Origin of the sequence: Actibacterium sp. EMB200-NS6, from assembly GCF_001305615.1 — a bacterium.
GTDB classification, from domain to species: Bacteria; Pseudomonadota; Alphaproteobacteria; order Rhodobacterales; family Rhodobacteraceae; genus Actibacterium_A; species Actibacterium_A naphthalenivorans.
Genome location: NZ_CP010869.1, coordinates 1361427 through 1380802 on the forward strand (window position 1 = coordinate 1361427; position 19376 = coordinate 1380802).

A 19376-nucleotide genomic window follows, 5' to 3' on the forward strand; every position below is an offset into this window, starting at 1 on the left:
TGGAACAGAGGAAATTAAACAGTGACTTATCAATCCCTTTTCATGCGCTCTGCCAGCGCCGTGGCGCTCAGTGCCGCTGTCGGGGCCGCAGCCTTCGCAGCCGCGCCCGAGGCGGGCTCTGTCATCGGCAACCAGGCCGTGGCGACCTATACGAACTCGGCCGGCGACACGATCACCGTGACCTCGAACACGGTCGAGACGATCGTGCAGCAGGTGGCCGGTGTCACGCTGACATCCGACAACACCGAGACGATCGCGCCGGGCGGCAAGGCGTTCCTGCCGCATATCATCACCAACGAAGGCAACGGCCCCGACAACTTCCTGCTGACCGCCGTCGAGGATGACAGCGGCACGCTCGATACCTCGCAGCTGGTCTTCTACCCCGACGCCAACATGGACGGCGTGGCCGACAGCGCGACGCCGCTGACCGAAACGCCCACCCTGGCGCCGGGCGAGCAGTTCGGCGTGGTGATCGAAGCCTCCGTGCCCTCGACCGCGACCGGATCGGACACGATCACCGTCACGGCGGTGTCGGCTCTGAATGGTGCCGAAACAAGCGTCAACACGGATACGCTGACGATCTCGAACGATGCCATCGTGGAGCTGGTCAAGTCGATGGTGGCCGATGCAGCGTCGGGCGGCAATCCCAACATCATCGATGCCGGCGATACCGTGACCATCACCCTGACCTATTCAAGCACGGGCCTGACCGCCGCGAACAACTACGTGGTGCAGGATATTCTCGAGGGCAACCTGACCTATGTGCCGGGATCGGCGAGCTGGTCGGATGCCGCCGGTGCTCTGGATGATAACAATGCCTCCACCTCGGTCGATGCCACGAACGGCGCGGGCGAGACCCTGGCGTGGGATTACGACGATGCGCAGACGGTCAACTTCTCGCTGTCCTCGGTCGGGTCGGGTCGGTCGGGCAGCGTGACCTTCCAGGCGGTCGTGGCCAGCACCGCCAATGCCGGCGTGATCACCAATACCGCCAGCCAGCAAGTCAACGGCGTGGCCTTCCCGCCGTCGAACACCGCTTCGATCGTGGTCGACAACCAGTATGCGGTTGCCGTGGCGGATACGGCCATCAACGCCGATGGCTCGGCGAACACCGCCATCGCCTCGGCAACCGATGACGATGCAGCCAGCAACGACGTCGTGACCGAAGCGGGCGATGTCTATCAGGGCGGCGTGATCAAGCAGGAATTCGTGCTCACGAACCTGTCCAACCAGGCCGACAGCCTGTCGCTTCAGGTCGCCAATGTGGACTTCCCCGCCGGCACCACCTTCCGCTTCGTCGGGGCCGATGGCGTGACGCCCGTTGTCGGGTCGGTCGGGCCGCTGGCCATCGGCGAAAGCGCCAAGGTGACCCTGATCGCGACGCTTCCGACCGATCTGGCGCCGACGGCGAGCACCAACTACACCGCCACCGTCACCACGACCTCGGATGGTTCGGGTGTCTCTGATGTCTCGACCGCCGAGTTCACCGGCGCCGTTCTCGCGGCTTCGGTCGATCTGGAGAATGCGGTGACAGGCGCCGAAGGTGATGGCGCGGCACCGACGAATGCCGGCGCGCCCTGGGTGACCAGCGCCACCGATCCCGGCCAGCCGGTGACCTTCGACATGGTCGTCCAGAACGAAGGCCCCGTGTCCGACAGCTATAACCTGTCGCTGGCGCAGCCGCTGCCCGAAGGCTGGACGGTCGAGTTCCGCCTCGCCGATGGTTCGGTGGTCAGCAACACCGGCACCATTCCGGCCGGTGGCAGCCAGGCCTTCCAGGTGATCGTGACGCCGACCGACGATGCCCTTTCGGGTGATACGCTGGTCGATATCGCGCTTGTCTCGTCGGTTTCGGGGCAGGGCGACCGGATCGTGAACCAGGTGACGGTCAACGAGATCTTTGACGTGCAGATCATCGACGACCAGAGCGCACAGGCAGCCCCCGGCGGGATCGTCGATCTGCTGCATACGATCACCAACAACGGCAACGTGGCCGTTACCGAAGGCTCGATCGCGGAAAGTGGTCTCACCAACTTCTCGGGCGCCATCTTCTGGGATCAGAACGGCAACGGCGTGCTTGATGCCTCGGAGCCGGTGATCGACAACTTCAACGATCTGACCGACGGGGTTTCGGCCGGTGTGAACGGTCTGGCCCCCGGTGAAAGCATCTCGGTGATCTACCGTGTGCAATCGCCCTCGACGGCAACCACGGGCGTTTCGGAGATCGGCACGCTCAGCCTGGGAACCGCGCTCAACAGCGGCGCCGCGACCGATGGCAACACCGCCGACAACGCGGTGGAAGACCGGATCGTCATCATCTCGGGCGATATGGCGCTGAGCAAGTATCAGTATGTCGATCCGAACTGTGACGGCTCGGTGGGCACCTTCACCAAGACCCGTCAGGACGTCGCGCCCGGTCAGTGCATCCGCTATCTGGTCGAGGCCGAGAATACCGGCGCGGCCACGGCCACGAACGTGACCATCTCGGACGCGGCACCGGCCTACACATCGATCACCAACTGTGGTGGCGCATGCGGCGAAGCCCTCTTCCCGGCAGGCAGCACCGCCACGATCACCTCGACCAACGTGTCGAGCGATCATGGCTCGGTTCTGCCCGGCGGGTTCGCCCGGCTCGAGTTCACCGTGAAGGTGAGCGAGTAAGCGACCCCCTGGCGCCCCCGGCCTGTCCCCCTTCCGGGGGCGCCTCATTCCCCGAAGTTCATTTTTTTTGCAAGGAGCAAGCTGATGCGCAGTTTTCTTCAGACAATCGGCGCACGCGCCACGATATCGGTTCGGGCTGCCGCACTGATGCTTGCTCTTCTCCCCCAAACCGCGGCAGCAGACCCCGCGCCCGCCGGCGCCCTGATCCGCAACATCGCCCAGACGAGCTATTTCAACACCGCTCTGGGGATCGTCGAAACGGTGCTTTCCAACGCGGTCGAGGCAAGGGTGGCGGCCGTCGCCGATATCGAGGTCATCGGATATTCCGATCTGCTCCTGACCCGCGGCGCGATGGCACAATATTACTTCGAGGTGCTGAACACCGGCAACGTGCCGCTCGAGGCGGCGCTGGCCGTCGAAGACAGGGCCGGCGCCGGGCTGATCGGGGAGGCCCGGCTGGTGCCGGATCTCAATGGCAATGGCCGCATTGATGAGGGCGAGGCGGCGTTCGATCTCTCCACCCCCTTTTCCCTGCTGGCGGGCGAACGTGTTCAGCTCATCTACGAATTCCGCGTCTCCTTCAACGCAGCGCCGGGCGCCACGCTGGGGTCGACCCTGACGGTCACGGCGACAACCGCCGAGGGCGCCACAGCGGATGCGGACCTCGCAGGCGAGGCGCTCGGGGTGACGAAGATTGTCAGCGGCGCGCTGGAGCTTGAAAAGGAGCAGTCGATCCGGGAAACCGATACTGCGGCGCTTCTTACCTACACGCTGCGCCTGCGCAACAATTCCGAACTTGACGTGCCGGGCTATTCCGCCATCGGCGACGCGCCGATCCGCATCGACGGCGAGGTGCGTTCCGGCGTGCTGGTGCGCGACGCGATCCCGCTGAACACGACATTCGTCAGCATCGCCGACCCGGGCGGCCTGCTGCCGCTCTTTCACCGCAGCGGCGACGCCCCGCAGGACTACCGGACCGCCCAGCCAGGCGTGGCCGGGGAAATCGACGCCGTCGCGTTTTTCATGGAGGGGGATTACCCCGTCGGGCATGCGAGCGATCCCGCGTTTTCGGTGCGCCTGCCTGCCGCTCTGGGCGATGTCAGCATCGCAAACACCGCCGCGACCTTTCTGGAAGGCGAGGACTCCGGCATCGTTCTGGCTTCGAACACGACTGTCTACAGCCGGGAGAATTCCGGTTCGGGCGAGCTTCGGTTCGAAAGCCCCGAAACGGGCGCCGCGCAGCCCCACGCCAGCCCGGGGAGCGATACGCGCCTGCGGCTGACCGCCGGCGGCTGCAACCTGTCTGCGGGCGTCGACAGTGCCGTGATCACGGTTCGCAGCGTGCTGACCGGGGATGTCGAAACGCTCACGGCAACCGAGATCGCCCCGAATGCGGGGGTATTCCTGACCGCGGCGCTCCCGCTTGCGCGGATGGAGCTTGCCCTGGCCGGCGACAATGTCATGGCGACCGAGCATGGCGATAGGCTGGTCGCGGCCACGCAATGCGCCGGTGCCGCCCTCGAGGATGATCTGCTGATCAATCCGGGGAATTTTCTCTTCAACTCGGTGACAAACGCGCCCATCGACGGGATTGCCATCGCCCTGGTCGATGCGGCCACCGGCGCGGAACTGGCCCGCAGCATGACGGACCCGCGCGGGTTCTTCGCCTTCGGCGACATGCCCGCCGGCCGCTATCGCTATGCGGTGGTCGATGCGCCGGCCTGGGAATTCCCGTCGGTCCGGCTGGATTTTCCCGGGCAGGGCCGCCGGATGACAGAGGCCGGCTATGGCGCCGCCTTCGATCACGGGGGGGGCCTGCTTTTCGTATCCGACATCCCCGTCGATCCGCATTACGGCGCGCCGTTGTCGCTGCGGAAAGCGGCCGAACGTGAACGCGTTTCCAATGGCGAATACGTGATTTATACGCTGAGCTTCACCAACAACATGCATCAGGCCCTGATCGGTGCCGAATTGCTAGACCGGCCGCCCCACGGCGTCACGCTCGTTCCGGGCTCGGCCGTGCTGAACGGTCAGCCTCTGGCCGATCCCGCCACCGATCAAAGCGGCGATCTGGTCTATGCGCTCGGCACGCTGGGGCCGCTTTCCAGCCATGAGCTGAGCTATGTCATGCATTTCACCGCCGCCGCCCGTGAAGGCCGCAACGAGAACACCGCCGTGCTTTCGGGCCGGCAGGCGGGCACGGGCACGCCGCGCCAGTCGCCCGTCGCGCGGGCCATGGTCCGGCTCGACAATTCCGGGGGCGTTTTCGCGCGCCAGGGCACCGTCGTCGGGTCGGTGTTCATGGATTGCAATGGTGACGGTATTCGCGGCGGCGCATCCGAACCCGGTATCCCGGGGGTGCGGATCGTCACCCAGGAGGGGCTTTCGGTCGTCACCGATATCGACGGTAAATATTTGCTCTACGGCCTGCGCCCCGTTACCCATGCGTTCCTCGTGCAGAGCGAGACGCTGCCCCGAGGCACCGAGGTCGGCGTGACCCGGACCAACGATCTGCGGCGGGGCGGCTCCCGGCTGATCCCGCTCAGGAAAGGGGAGATGCGGGCCGAGCATTTCGCCGTGGCCGCGTGCACGCCAGAGGCCCTGGAAGAGGTTGAACAGCGCCGTGCGCATTTCGAAGAGAAGCGGCAGCCGGCGTCGCTGAACGCGGCGGATCTTCCGATCGAGGGGCAGCGCGCGCCCGTGCGTTCAGCCCGCAGCGAGGCCGGTATCGCGACGACGACGCAGATCACCCCCGGCATGCTGTCGGGTGGCGACGCAGAGGCGGGGCAGGCCCGCAATGTGGCCGAGAAGGCCGAGGCGTCGGCACGCCGCCAGCCGCTCGACGCGCTGATCCGGGCGCTGGACGCCGCGCCCGGCTTCATCGATTTCGCGGACGGGCAAACCGTTGCACGGCGCACGCAGAACATCCGCGTCAAGGGCAAGGCCGACCTGTCGCTGTCTCTGATGCTCAACGGTCGCGCGCTGGGCTCCGACAGGGTGGGGGAAAGAACCAGCTGGGCAAGCAACAATGTTCAGGCGCTCGAATATATCGCGGTCAAGCTCGATCCGGGTGAAAACCGGCTGACCCTGATCGGAAGCGACGGTTTCGGGATCGAGCGTGCGCGCAACGAGATCCGCCTGATCGCGCCCGGAAAACCCGCGAGGTTCGAGATCATCATGCCCCGGACGGCCCCGGCGAACCCGGCCTCTGTCGTGCCTGTCGTGGTGCGTGTACTCGATGCGCGCGGGCTGCCCGTTCCGGCCTCGGGCACGGTAACGCTCAATGCGCGGCGCGCGCTGTGGGACGTGACCGACATCCGCACCGGCACGCCCGGCGTGCAGGCCTATCTCGACAATGGCGAGGCAACGTTCGGGCTGATCCCGCCGCAGGTTTCGGGGCCCGATCGTATCTCCGTAACGGGAGCGTTCGGCAGTGCCGAAGCGGCCATCACCTTCACGCCGGATCTTCAGGAGCGTATCCTCGTCGGGGTCATCGAAGGCGCGGTTTCGCTGGGTGGCGGCGGCGGCGCCGTGCTGGAGCCGGACCGTTTCAGCTCTTTCGAGGAGACCACGACGGGGGTTCGCGGAGAGCTTTATCTCAAAGGTGTGGTCCGCGGCGACGCCCTGCTGACGCTGCGCTACAGTTCCGACCGCGACACCGAAGACCGGCTGTTCCGCGACATCCGCGGCGACGAATATTACCCGGTCTACGGCGACAATTCCGAGCGCGGCCATGACGCGCAATCGTCGGAGAACCTCTATGTGAAGGTCGAAAAGGGGCGCTCCTACATCCTTTACGGGGATATCGCGATCGAACCCGAGGCCAGCGCGCTGAAGCTCGGCGGCCTGCGCCGTGTGGCCACCGGGGCCCGTGCGCACTGGGAGGACGACAAGGTTTCCGTCACGGTGTTCGGCGCGCGCACCGCGCAGGAGCAGATGGTGAAGGAGATGCCGGGCCGTGGAGTCTCGGGGCCCTATGATCTGGACCTGGGCGGGTATGTTCAGGGGTCCGAGCGGGTGGAGATCCTGGTACGTGACGAAGAGGGCGGCGATGTGCTTTCGGCAACGCCCCTGCGCCGTGGCACGGATTACCTGCTCGATTTCTTCCGCAACACGATCACCTTCGACAGCCCCGTGCGCCAGCTCGATGCGGATGGCAACCCGGTGTCGATCCGTGTCACCTATGAGGTAGAGGCCGAGGGCGCCGAACGCTATTGGCTCTATGGCGGCGAGGTGAACTATGCCCTGAGCGACCGGACGACCATCGGCGCGCGGGCCGTTCACGCCGACGCGGCCACCGGCAATCCCGCCCGCGAGCGGCTGCAATCGGGCTATATCCGCCATGAAGACGCGGCCGGAGGGATCTGGGAGGCGGAAATCGCGCGGTCGGAAGATGCGCAGGGAGACGCGGATGCCGCGGCCCGGTTGTCTTACGAATACCAGTCGGACGTCGTGCGCTTCAGCGCCGAGGCGATCCATACCGGGCGCGATTTCCTGTCGCACGGCGGGCTGGCGCGGCCGGGGACGGATCAGGTTCGGCTGAGCTATGGCCACGAACTCGGCCGCGACAGCGACGTTCTGGTGGGGGCCGAATTCGTTCGTGACCGGATCAATGACGTCGAAAGGCTGACGGTGGATACGCTCTACTCCCGGCAATTCACCAACCAATTCCGCGGGGATATCGGGCTGGAGTACCGCCGCGACCGTCAGGCAGATGGCACGGAGGCGGAAACGGCGCTGGTTCTGGGCGGCCACTGGACGCCGCGCGATCGGCCCGGCACCGTCATCGAGGCGCAGCTGCGCCATCCCGTGAGCGGGCGCGAGCATCTCACAGAGCTGACCCTGGGCATGCACCGCGAGCCGAAGGCGGGCTGGCGCACCTATAACGAGGTTGAGCTGAGCTTCGGCGACGAGACGGCCATGACGCGCTCGAAACTCGGGTTTTCCTATGAGTTGAACGAATGGCTGAGCGGCCGGACCGAACTGAGCCGCGACGCGGCCGAGACGGACAGCACGCTCAATCAGGCGGTTTCGGCCGGTTGGGAGATGAACGAGACCACCGCGCTCAGCCTCGACATCGAACACGTGCGCCGCATGGAGGCCGATGAACACGAGCTGACGAGCGTCGCGCTTGGCGTGAAGTGGGCCTCGGCCGACGGAAACCGGGTGGGCGATGCGGATTTCGACACGACCTTCGAGGAAAGCGGCAGAACCCACTATGCAAGCCTAGGTCTTGCCGGAAGGATCACGCCCGATCTCACGTTGCTCGGGCGCAGCCGGGTGGCCGTGGATCGACGCAACGGTGATGTCCACCGCCGGATCAGAACGCGCGCCGGCATCGCCTACCGCCCGGTGAGCGACCCGCGCCTTGAGGTTCTGGCATGGTATGAGCACCGTCTCGAGCAGAAGTACAACAAGTCGAAGACCCATCTGTGGTCTGTCGATGCGTCCTATGAGGTGGATCAGGACCTGCGCCTGAACGGAAAATACGCGGGCCAGTATCAGGACATCCGCGTTTCGGGGGGCGCTTCCGCCAGTTCGACCACCCAGTTGCTTCAGGCCGGGCTGAACTACGAGTTCGGGGAAGACCGGTTCCAGATCGGCGTGAACGTGGCGCATCTTTGGGACAGCGCCGAAAACGCGACAAGCGGCCTAGGCGCCGAATTCGGCGTCGCGCCCGCAAAAGGAACACTGATCGCCATTGGCTACAACAAGGCCGCCGGGCGGGTGGCCGGCCAAAGCGCGCTTTATCAGGAGGGGTTCTATTTGCGCCTCAATCTGCTGCTCGACAATTCCCTGTGGGATCAGCTCGACGGGTTCCTGGGCAACTGACCAACGGGTCATTTGCCGGGAAGAGCCACGCCGCATGCGCATCTGCGGCGTGGCTCGTTTATCAGCCGTTCGATCGCGGGCGCGAACGATGCCGGCCCCGGCACAAGGCGTTCTTCAGGGCGGGGCAGCTATGCTTTAGCGGCCGCGATTACCCGCTTGAGCGCATGAATTCTCGCGGGCCAACCGGCAAACTCTGCTCATTGTCGCATTTACGAATGGAGTGTCCCATGAAGGCGAGAGGAGCCACCGCCGCCCTTTGCCTGTCCGCAATATTTGCCGCGCAGCAGGCGCCGGCCGAGACGTTTTCACTTGCGGGCCATGGCAGGATGCAGGGGGGCGATATTTCATTCGCCCTTCTGCCGGACGCGCCGCAAAACCGGATTCATCTGGATCAGTCGATGCGAAAGCGGGCAGGGGCCGTGCGGATGCGTGACATCCCGCTTGGCACCGGTTCCGGCCCGGCCGCGTATCTCAAGCACCTGATCGGCTGGACCGAAGCGGGCCGGAAGGGATATGACGCGGTTCAGCTCGGCGCCAGAAAGCCACCGGGAAAGCCGCCGACCCACATGACGATCGGCGAGATATATCAATGGATCCGCGAAACGCCGGGGCAGCCGCATGCGATCGGCCGCTATCAGTTCATACCGCCCACCCTGAAACGCCTGGTGCGCGAGGCCGGGCTGACTCCGGGCACGGTGTTCTCAAGCCAGGTTCAGGATCTTCTGGCCGATATCCTTCTCGAAGATGCAGGCTATGGCGCGTTCTTGGCGGGACGGATCGGCAGGCATCGGTTCATGGAGAACCTGGCAGGCATCTGGGCCGGTTTTCCAACGTCGACGGGCCGCTCTTACTATCACGGTCATGCCGGCAACCGGGCCGTGATCACCTGGCATGAGTTCGACGCCCACATGAGAAAGATATTCCCGAGCGAAAGGGGATAGCCTGTCAGCGGGGTGACGCAGAAAGGTGATGTGGCGGCCGTGGCCGCCATTTTCGTTTGTTCGAGCTGCGCGGGCCTTCCTTCGGGGCGGGCATATATACCGAAGCATAGGGCGATTAGCCGAGCGAAAGGGCGAAAAAAACCTCACGGCCTGCAACACTGATGGCAGTTGAAACAGGAGGTTGAAAGATGGTTGTTCAGTTCAGAAGCTTGCATGGCAAAAATCATGAGGCCATGCGCGTTCCCCGTGAGCAGATCGTGTGCGTCAAGACCGGCGATTACAGCAGTGCCCAAGGCGTTCTTGTCTGGGAACATAGCGGGCTGGCTTGTGTCCAGGTCTTTTCGCGGCAGGTCATCGGCGAGCGCATCTGACGATGTCTCAAAAACGCGGAGCAAGCGTGCTGCCATAATTCTCGCTTGTTCCAGATCCTGCCGCCCTGTCGGATGAGGTCGGCGCGCGTGTCTTGTCCAGGACGGAGCTGCCGCCGGATCCTGTAGTCGAATAGCGGTTCCACGCGTCGCGCTTGTCGCCGCTGGTGGGGTCGTATTTGCGTTGAAACAGGTGGGTGTTCTGTGTCTTGAGCCGGGAATGCTCTCAGAATTCTGGATAATGCTTTGTTATGAATAAAACTTATTGCTTGGAAAATAATTCCTGAGTATTTTATTCAGAAAGCTTGCAGGATTGCGGAGGCCCCGCTAAAAACCTTCCTCAACCAGCCAGCATTTGCCAGCGAAACCAACCCCTCAGAAAAAGAGGTTTCGCATGGCCCTGCGGTCCAAGGCGCTCGTTGCCTCGCTTGTCGGTCTGTATGTCGCGCAAAGCGTGCCGCTTTACATGGTGGCTGCGGCCCTGCCGCCGATCCTGCGCGCGCGTGGGGTCGATCTGGCGGTGATCGGGGCGTTCGGCGTGTTGCTGGCGCCATGGGTCTTCAAGTTTCTCTGGGCGCCGCTGATCGACCGGCTGTCGCGCAGGCCGGCCATCGGGCGCAAGCGCATCGTGCTGGCCGCGCAGACCGTCACGATCCTGTGCATCGCCGCGCTGGCGCTGCTCGATCCGGCCGCCGACGCCGTGCGTTTCTTTCCGATCCTGATGTTGATGTCGTTCAGCAGTGCCACACAGGACGTGGCCGCCGATGGATACGCGGTAGAGCATTTGCCGCCGGAGCAGCAGCACATCGGCAATGCCATTCAAGGCGGCGCTGTGGCTGCGGGCGTGTTGCTGGGCGGATCGGGGACCTTGCTGCTGCATGATGCGATCGGATGGAGCGGGGCCCTGGCGGTGGTGGCGGCACTCACGCTGCTTATCCTGCTGCCCTTCGTGCTTTTGCCGGAATCCCATGCCCGCCGCGAGGTGCCGGTATCGGCGCGGCCGGCATCGTTGCGCCGTTTCTTCACGCGGCCCGGGGCGTGGGCGATCTTTGCCTTCGCGATCCTGTTCCGCCTGCCCGAGGGCCTGATCAAATCGCTTGAACAGTCGTTCCTTGTCGATGCGGGCCTGTCGCTGTCTCAGATCGGGCTGATCTCGGGGGCGTCGGCGGCGCTGGTCGGGCTGGCGGGATCGGCGGCGGGGGCGTTCGTGATCGCGCGCTATGGCTTGCGCGCCTTCTTTCTGGGGCTGGTGATCGCGCGCACGCTTATCTTTGCGGGGTACGGGCTGGCCGATGCGGGCGATCCGGGGCTCTGGCCGCTGGTCGTGCTTTCGGCCGCGAACACCTTCACCCGGTATATCGAGATCGTCGGCCTGTTCACCGCTTTCATGCGCTTTTCGTCGCTGGCGCAGGCGGGCACCGATTTCACGCTGCTGTCGGGTGTGAACCTGCTGATGTACATGGTCGGTTCGATGACGGCGGGGCTGTTGGCTTCGTCCTTCGGATACGGTCCGGTTTTCTGGGCCGCGACGCTGTTGTCTGGTGTCGTTGGCACCTTGGCCCTGCGGCTGCTGCGCGGTGCCGCCCTTCACCCCCCTGAAAAGCAAGCAACCCGTTCTTCCGCGCCCTGCGCGGATGTCAACTGATGGAGTCTGGATTGAGAAACCTTCGAACGACCGTTTGCCGCATGGTCCTGATGTCTGCGGCCGGCGCGCCGGGCCTGGCTCTGGCGCAAAGCGATGAACCCTTCCAGCTGGACGAGATCGTGATCTCTTCCACCCGGAGCAACAGCGCGCAAAGCGCGATTCCGGGGGCGGTGCAGGTCATCTCGGGCGACGCGCTGGAAACCGCGCGCGCGGGGGGCAAGACGCTGGAGCAGATGCTGTCGGCGCTGATCCCCGGTTTCGCCCCCTCGAACGGCACGATTTCGGGGGCCAGCCAGACGTTGCGTGGCCGCAGCGCGCAGATCCTGATCGACGGCGTGTCCCGCACCAGCGAGCTGCGCGGTTTTTCGCGGGAACTGGCGCTGATCGATCCGGCATCGGTCGAACGAGTCGAAGTCATCAAGGGCTCGTCCGCGCGGTTCGGCAATGGCGCGACGGGCGGGATCATCAACATCATCACCAAGAAACCCGCCGATGCCGATGCCGCCAGCGTATCGGTGCGCCTGTCGGCCCAGGAGGACGATCTCGGGGACAGCCTGGGTTATGAGGTGTCGGTGACCAGCGACAAGCGGGTGAACGATCTTGGCCTGCATCTGGAACTGACCGGCAAAACAATGGGCGATCGTTTCGACGGCAACGGCGATCTGCTGGCGGGCGATCCGCTGGTGGGGCAGGGCGGCTCGAGCGACTATGATCAGTACGCGCTGGGGTTCGCCGCCGATTATGCCGTCGGCCCGCATGAGTTCGATCTGCGGTTCGACGTCTCGCGCTTCACCCAGGACAGCGACTATTTCACCGACTATCTGACAAGGCCCGTCAGTGTCGATGAGGACAACCCCTATACCGGCGCCGATGTTAAGGACGAGTCCGAGGCGCTGACACTGACCTACCGCAACGATACGCTGAGCTTCGGCGAGATGGAGCTGACGGCCTATGCCACCAGCACCAAGCGCCGCGCGGCCTTTGTGGAGCCGGGCATCGCCAACAGCCAGTATTACGTCGATACCGGCAGCGCCGCCGTCATCGTCTATCCGCCCGGCGTGCCCGGCTATGCCCAGGACGCGGATGCGCAGACCGAGCTGAACACCGACACATACGGCGTCAACCTCACCTTCCGCTCGGGGCTGGATCAGTTGGCCGCCGGGGCAAAGCTGACCTGGGGCTTCGATTTCGGGCGCGACGAGGTCGAGCAGGCCCTGCTCGACGGCGCCGATGTGATCGCGCCGATGACGCAGGACAGCATGGCCGCCTTCGCCCAGCTTGAGGTTCCGGTGGGCAACCGCTTCGATCTGTCGATGGGGATGCGCGCCGAACGGTTCGAACTGGATGTCGACGATTTCATCCGCCCCGCCGCGTCGGATCTGGGGCGCAGCCTTCAGGCCATTCAGCTTGGCTATCCCGCCGATGTGGCGGCGGCCTATGCCCTGCTTCCGGCAGCGGACGTGACCGGCGGCGAAGAGGATTACTCGGCCACCGTGTTCAACATTGGCGGCGTCTATCACGCCACCCCGGCGGTTGATCTGTATGCGGGGTTCAGCCAGGGCTTTTCGTTGCCCGACGTGGGGGCCTTCACCCGCCGCGCGGGGCTTGACGGCTCCACCAGCGTGTCCTTCGCGGATATCAAGCCCAAGGCACAGATTGTCGATACCTATGAAATCGGCACGCGCTATCGCAACGGTGCGCTGCGGGTCGACGCCTCGGCCTTCCTGTCCACATCCGATGACGGCACGACCTTCGATTCCGTGACCAACTCGGTGTCGCAGCAGAAAGAGCGGGTCTGGGGCGGTGAGGTGACGGTGGATTACACCAACGCCGCCGGGCTGAACTATGGCCTGATCGCCAGCTACACCGAAGGCAAGTATGACAGCGACGACGACGGCGATATCGACGATTACCTGCCGAACAACCGCATCGTGTCGCCCTTCACCGCAACGCTCTATACCGGCTATGGTTTCGGCTCCGGCCTAGAGCTGGGGGGCGAGGTGATCTATGCCAGCGCCCGCGATGTCGAAGACTACCCCGAGGTCGAGGAAAACATCCGCGTGAACCTGCGCGGCGCCTATCCGGTCGGGCGTGGCAGCATGAGCTTCGGTGTCGAGAACCTGTTCAACCGCGACCAGTACAACAGCACCGCCAGCGTGGTGCGCACCAACCCGCTGACGGGAGAGGCGATCCTGGTGGCCGACGAGGGCCGCCGCTTCTGGATCGGGTATGACGTCAGCTTCTGACACCGTCGCGGCGGGGCGTGGCCCTGCCGTGTCTTTTCCGGGAGAACAGGAATGCGCCACACCACAAGCGCCACACTCGCCGGGTACGATCCCGCCGGTCTGCTGGCCTTTTTTGCGGCCGAACTGGCCGAGCACGGCCTGCCGTTCGAACAGGCGCAGCCGGGCCGGTATCAAAGCGTGATGCCCGCCGGGGCGCTGTATCTGCTGCGGGAACAGGGCGCGCTGCGGCTGACGTTGCAGGCCGGCGGTCTCGCGCAGCTGCACGGCCTGCGTGACCTGGTGATCGAGCATCTTGCGGAATATTCCGCCGATCTGGCGGCCGGGCTGGTCTGGTCCGACCTTGCGGGGGCGGGCGCCGCGCCGCCGAACTTCAGGCTGATGCGGGCCCTATCAGTCACGCGCCCCTCGCCGATCTATCTGCGTGTGCGGCTGGCGGGTGAGGATCTGCACAGCTTCGACGCGGACGAGATGCATTTCCGCCTGTTGCTGCCCCCTGCCGGGCGCCCGGCGCAATGGCCGGTTCTGTCGGCCAACGGGCAGACCCTTTGGCCAAAGGGCGAGGCCGCGCTGCACCGGCCCGCCTATACCATCCGGCAGATCGACGCCAAGGCGGGATGGCTGGAATTCGACGTGTTCCGCCACGCGGGCGGCAGGGCAACCGCATGGGCCGAAGCGTTGCGGCCCGGCGATGCGGTCGGGGTCATCGGCCCCGGCGGGGGTGGGTTCCCCTGCGCGCCTTGGCTGCTGATGGCGGGGGATGAAACCGCGCTGCCGGCCATCGCCCGCATCGCGGAGCGCCTGCCGGCGCAAACGCGCGGCCACGTGATCGTGGAGCTTGGCGATCCGGCGGGGCGCCAGCCGCTGGCCGCGCCCGCGGGCATGCGGGTCGAATGGCGCATCCGCCGGGGCCATAGCGGCCTGTTCGCCGCCGCACAGGCGGTGGCGGTGCCCGATGCTGGCCGCTATGTCTGGTTCGCCGGGGAAAAGGCACAGGCGCAGCAGGCGCGAAGCTGGTTCCGCGAAAGCTGTGGCCTGACCGCCGATGAAAGCTATATCTCGGGCTACTGGAAGGCGCGCTAACGCGCCTTGCAGATGTAAAGCGGGTTCACCAGATCGGTGCCCAGGCCGGGCAGGGGCCGCGCCGCATCATCGCCATAGCCGATTGCCAGCCTCACCTTGTTGATACAGACGCGCGGCAGGGTCGGTGTGAACAGGTCGAACATCGCGAACCGTTCGCCAAGTTCCGGGTGGGCCTTCATATGGGCCTGCAGCTCTTCGCCCAAGATCCGATAGAATGTCTCTTCGCCCATCGCGCCGCAGGCCGACAGCCGGGCTGACAGAAACCGCAGAACCGTTACGAAATGCGCGGTCTGAATGTCATGAATGATATGGGTTGCAGGTTTGCGGGGCAGGGTGGCCCGAATTTCGGGATCGAGGCCCGCAAGTTCGGGAAAGTCCTGATCGATCAGGTCCAGATCGCCCTGAAGATCCTTCACCGCCATACCCACCGGCACGTCATTTTCCAGCACCAATGTCACGTTCTGCCCATGCGCGATGAAGCCCACGCCATAGCGCGTGAGGTAATGATAAAGTGGCACGACAGTGACGCGGAAGAGGGCGCGCAGCCAATCCTCCATCCCCATGCCGGCGCGGCGGGCATGGGCGGCGGCCAGCGGGGTGCCGTCGGTGGCCCGGTGCAGCAGCGCCGCCATCAGACAGGCGCGGCGCCCACCGGCCACCCGCCCCGATGCGCTGTCGCGCCAGATCACGCCCAGCGTTTCGGCGAACTGATAGGGCAGGTCGGGCACCTGTGCATAGACCGGATGCTCGTACCAGATGCCGCGCAGTTCGCGCAGAACGGTCACGCGGCTGGAAAGCAGCGGGTCGGCCTGCGTGATCCCCTCCAGCCAGTCGGACAGGGCGCCGCCCACGGCAATGTATTTGCCTGGAATGCCGCGCCAGGCCGAGGTGTTCAGGATGGTCAGCGCCAGTTTCACATCAGGGCTGCCGGGCCTGTCGATGCTGGTCAGCGTGCGCAGGCTGGGCGTGGCCGTATAGCGCCCGCCGAAATAGCCCAGAGGGATCAGGCGGCGCTCGGCCAACTCGCCCACATAGGCCTGTTGCACAACGTTGTTCCATTGCCACGGGTGTACCGGGATCAGCGCATGGGTGTCGGCAGTTACCCCTGCCGCGGTGCGGGCCGCAAACAGCCTGCAGGTTTCCTCGATGCCAAGGCAGTTTTCGATCAGGGCGCGCTCGGTGCTGCCGTCACTGGTGCCGATCTTGCAATGGCGCCGGTCAGCGGCCAGCCAGAACAACTGGAACGTACCGCCCGCTTCCGGCGCAAACCGCGCCAGGTCGTCTGCGCCCCAGCCCATGCGCCCCTTGTTGGCCACCGCTTTGGGGTGGCCTTCCAGCGCGGCATGCAGCGCATGAACCGGCAGGTCGATCAGCGCGTCGGCAGACAGGGTGCCAAATTTCTCGGCGGTTTCGATATCCTGGCGCAGGGTGTTGGACAGCTCGCGCAGGAAATTCGCCTCGGTCGCGGGGGTCATGCCCAGCTCGGCCCGTGCGTCGGGCACGAATTGCAGCGGGGTCGGCACCCCTGCGGCGGGCGTGCGCGAAAGGGTTTCGGGGTCGATCAGCAGATTGCCCCAGATGCCCTTGGTGCAGGCGAAACGGTAGACCACGCCCGAAGCAAGGCGCAGCTCGGCACCTCCGTCGGCGCATTCGGGGGCCAGTACCTGCTCATAGCTCAACTCGCTGATCATCTTGGCCAGCGCAGCGCGCCCGGCGCGGGCCCAGGCATCGGGCTTGACGGGCGTGGGCACGGGCGCGTTCACAGCCGCACCTCGGCAAAGAAGCGGTCGCGGCGGCACTGCATCAGGGCCGAGCGCTTGTGCGGAAAGTCGAATTCCTTGAGCTTTTCGTAGGCCATCGTATCGGCATAGGCCAGCAGCTTGGCATTGTCGGCGCGCGGCTCGCCCATGATGTTTTCGGTCATCGGGCAATCGAGGAACAGGTAATGCGTCAGCCCCCTGATCCACGCGCCGGTCTTGTTCCGGCCCAGATGCCTGCGCTCGCCGATCAGCGCGTGCCAGCCTCGATCCCACGGGCCGCTGTCGTAATAGGGGCCAAGCCGGTCCTCGCGCACCCAGTAGGTTTCGAAATAGCCTGCCTCGTCCCCGTCGAAACAGCCGATCAGCGGATAGGTGTGCGGGTCGGCGGCACGTTCGTGCAGGTATTCGGCAAGCGCGTCCCTGGGCTGTGCCAGTTCCCAGAAATGGGCGACGCGGCCGTCGTTCATCCATTTGTGGAAGCGGTCCAGATCACGCTCGGGATCGACCGCGCGGAAGGATACGGTGACCCCGGCGACCGGATCGAACCGCTCATAGCACACCCCTCGCGGGGCGGGGGCGCGGCGCGGATGGTCGCGTCCGTCGGGGCCTGGTATCAGCCCGGTCTGGATGCGCCCGGTCGGCGCATGCGCAAGCCACAGACCGGGATCCTGATAGAACCCCGCGCGATAGGCGGTCAGCGCGCCGTCCTCGATCACAAGGCAGGGCAGCGCGCGCGGATCGGGCGCGGGGCCATCAACGCGCAGCACGATGCGGTCAAGCCCCGGATCGCCCGCAAAGGCCCATTCCAGCGCGCGGGCCGCGGTTTCGGCCCAGTGTGGGCCGGGGGCGGCGGGTGCCACGCGCAGTTCGTCGCCATGGCGTTCAGCGCGCCCCATCAGGCGTTGCCCGTCCTTGATCGTGGTTTCCGCCTCGGGGCGGGTCATCGCTGCGGCAAGGGTCATTTCTGTGTCTCCTGGCTGAGAGGGTTGGGCAGCATGAGGAAGGCGGCAAGCTGGCCCGAGGCATCGCCCGCCGCTTCGTTCACGCCGCTCAGGCTGGTTCGGTAGTTGCCCTTGCTGGTCAGGCTGGGTGCGGTAAGGAGCATGTCGATCAGGCCGGTATCGCCCGGCTCGGTCGCGCGCTGTTCCTGAAGAAAGCGGCGCAGCACGTCGTGCAAGCCGGCCTCGGTCGCGCCGGTGTCCAGTGCGAGCGTGCTGGCGACGTTCATCATGTTGTTGACGATCACGTAGTAGCAGAACAGCCCGTCGCCCAGTTCCGGGCTTGCCTCGTTTTCCGCGAAGGCCCCGATATCGGGGACGTAACGCGCCAGATGGTCGTGGAACGTGGTCAGGTGCCCGGTGCCCTGGCAGTCGCGCACCACCAGCCGCGCGGGCCAGCCATCGCAAAGGCCGATCATCATGTTCTGCTGATGCGCGCCCATCAAGAGCCCGTGGCGCGCGCGCAGCCTGAGCAGGGGGGCAAGCGCCACGCCCAGAAACCGCGCGAACCAGTCCTGTGCGATCTCGCCGGTGCCACGCCCGCTGCTGCACGAAAGGGTCTCGATCACCGCGCCCAGCGGCGATAGCCCGGCCGTGCCTTCCTCGCACAGGCTGGCCAGCATCACCGGGCCGGGCTGTGCCGGATCGCGAAACGGGTTTTCGCGGAAGACCGCGATGCTTTCGGCAAGCGGCCCGCCATCGGCGCCGCGCAGCGCGATATGCGCGGGTTCCTGAAGGATGGTCATTTCCGGGTTTTCGGCCCGGATTTGCGCGCCCAGCGGGCTTTGGAACAGGCGGTACATCTGCTCGCCCCGCGCCACCTCCTTGGGGGCCAGAACCCGGCGCGAGTTCGTCAGCCGCAGGCTGAGCGAGAATTTCAGCATATAGGGCGCATGCCAGCCGTGGACGCTGCGCATAGAGCCGGTGGGGGCCCAGTCACGCCCGGCTTCGCCGATGATGCGCAGGCGGCCCTGCGCGATCCAGCCCGCCACATCGGGCCGCGCCAGAAGGCGCGCCGCCTGCCATGGGTGCCAGGGCAGGGCGACGAAGCCTTCGGGCGGCCTGCGCAGCGCGCCGGGAAGCGTGTCATCCGAGGCAATCAGCGCGGTGCACATCTCTTCCGCGCTCCGGTCGGCCGCGCTTTCCTGCGACAGGACACTGCGCTCTGCCAGAACCCAGAACAGCGGGAAACGGCCGCGCATCTCGGGGGCGAAACGCTGCGCGTCCTCGGGGCTCATCTCGTCGCGACTGCGCGGGTTGGGGTGCATCGGGTGCCCCGAGCGCAGCGCCTGTTCGGCATCGACGAAATTCCATTCGGTGGCCGGTTCCGGCAGCGGTTCGGGGCTGGCGGCGATGGTTTGCAGGCTGTCGAGAACCCGCGCCAGAAGTTGCCGCTGTTTTTGCGCCGGGCCGGGGCTGGCGCCGGTATCGAAGCACAGCAGGGATATGGCCGTATGCGCCGACAGCGGCGCGAGCGCTCCGTCGTCGCCGCGCCAGATCAGCCTGCCGCTGAAGCTGCGCCGGAAGGCCCCGTCCTGCCGAAGCCCGGCGATGATCTCACCGCGCGGGGACACGACGGGCAGGGCGACGGCAGCTCCGGGCAGGGCCAGTGAGTCCGTCTGCTCGGGCGGCAGGTGATACCAGCCGTCCCATTCGCGCATCAGCGCATTCAAAAAGGCGCTCAGCCCCGCCAGATCGGCGGTATCGTGCTGAAAGCCCTGCGTTTCCTGGGCGGATTTCCGTGCATGCGCGTTCATGTTCTTCCCTGCAATCAGCCGCTTTCCCCGAAGCCATAAAAAGACCCATAAAAAATATCAACTATTATCTTGATAAAAATAGTAAGGT

At 65.5% G+C, this 19376-nt stretch carries 10 protein-coding genes; 7 read left to right on the forward strand and 3 right to left on the reverse strand.

Going from position 1 to position 19376, the window contains the following annotated elements; all coding sequences use genetic code 11:
- Nucleotides 1-21 precede the first annotated feature (21 nt).
- The 7 genes from TQ29_RS06725 (at nt 22) to TQ29_RS06755 (ending at nt 14773) form a co-directional block, all read left to right on the forward strand.
- The gene (locus TQ29_RS06725; protein WP_054538527.1) at nt 22-2661 is read left to right on the forward strand and encodes an NEW3 domain-containing protein; all 2640 of its coding nucleotides are present in this window, start codon (nt 22-24) and stop codon (nt 2659-2661) included.
- An 84-nt stretch (nt 2662-2745) separates the two neighbouring features.
- Nucleotides 2746-8493, forward strand: coding sequence for a DUF11 domain-containing protein (locus tag TQ29_RS06730; RefSeq protein ID WP_054538528.1), 5748 nt, complete (start codon nt 2746-2748; stop codon nt 8491-8493).
- Between the two features lie 227 nt (nt 8494-8720).
- Nucleotides 8721-9434, forward strand: coding sequence for a hypothetical protein (locus TQ29_RS06735; RefSeq protein WP_082386557.1), 714 nt, complete (start codon nt 8721-8723; stop codon nt 9432-9434).
- A gap of 188 nt (nt 9435-9622) precedes the next feature.
- Nucleotides 9623-9805, forward strand: a complete 183-nt coding sequence (locus tag TQ29_RS06740) for a hypothetical protein (protein WP_054538530.1) — start codon at nt 9623-9625, stop codon at nt 9803-9805.
- Between the two features lie 391 nt (nt 9806-10196).
- Nucleotides 10197-11447 (forward strand): MFS transporter, encoded by a 1251-nt coding sequence (locus tag TQ29_RS06745; protein ID WP_054538531.1) that lies wholly within the window; start codon nt 10197-10199, stop codon nt 11445-11447.
- 41 nt (nt 11448-11488) lie between these two features.
- Complete coding sequence (locus TQ29_RS06750; protein ID WP_054538532.1) at nt 11489-13693, forward strand: TonB-dependent receptor; 2205 nt, start codon at nt 11489-11491, stop codon at nt 13691-13693.
- A 51-nt stretch (nt 13694-13744) separates the two neighbouring features.
- Nucleotides 13745-14773 carry a siderophore-interacting protein gene (locus TQ29_RS06755; protein WP_054538533.1) on the forward strand — a complete coding sequence of 343 codons (1029 nt, stop codon included), beginning with the start codon at nt 13745-13747 and terminating at the stop codon, nt 14771-14773.
- Here TQ29_RS06755 and TQ29_RS06760 read toward each other — a convergent pair.
- From TQ29_RS06760 to TQ29_RS06770, 3 genes are read right to left on the reverse strand one after another with little or no spacing between them, the layout of a single operon-like run.
- Nucleotides 14770-16536, reverse strand: coding sequence for an IucA/IucC family siderophore biosynthesis protein (locus tag TQ29_RS06760; protein ID WP_082386559.1), 1767 nt, complete (start codon nt 16534-16536; stop codon nt 14770-14772). The two genes, TQ29_RS06755 and TQ29_RS06760, sit on opposite strands and share 4 nt — an antisense overlap.
- Complete coding sequence (locus tag TQ29_RS06765; RefSeq protein WP_054538534.1) at nt 16533-17495, reverse strand: GNAT family N-acetyltransferase; 963 nt, start codon at nt 17493-17495, stop codon at nt 16533-16535. The genes TQ29_RS06760 and TQ29_RS06765 overlap by 4 nt, the downstream gene beginning before the upstream one ends.
- Entirely contained in the window at nt 17492-19288 is a 1797-nt protein-coding gene (locus TQ29_RS06770; protein ID WP_054538535.1) for an IucA/IucC family siderophore biosynthesis protein, read from the reverse strand. The genes TQ29_RS06765 and TQ29_RS06770 overlap by 4 nt, the downstream gene beginning before the upstream one ends.
- Nucleotides 19289-19376: the final 88 nt, after the last annotated feature.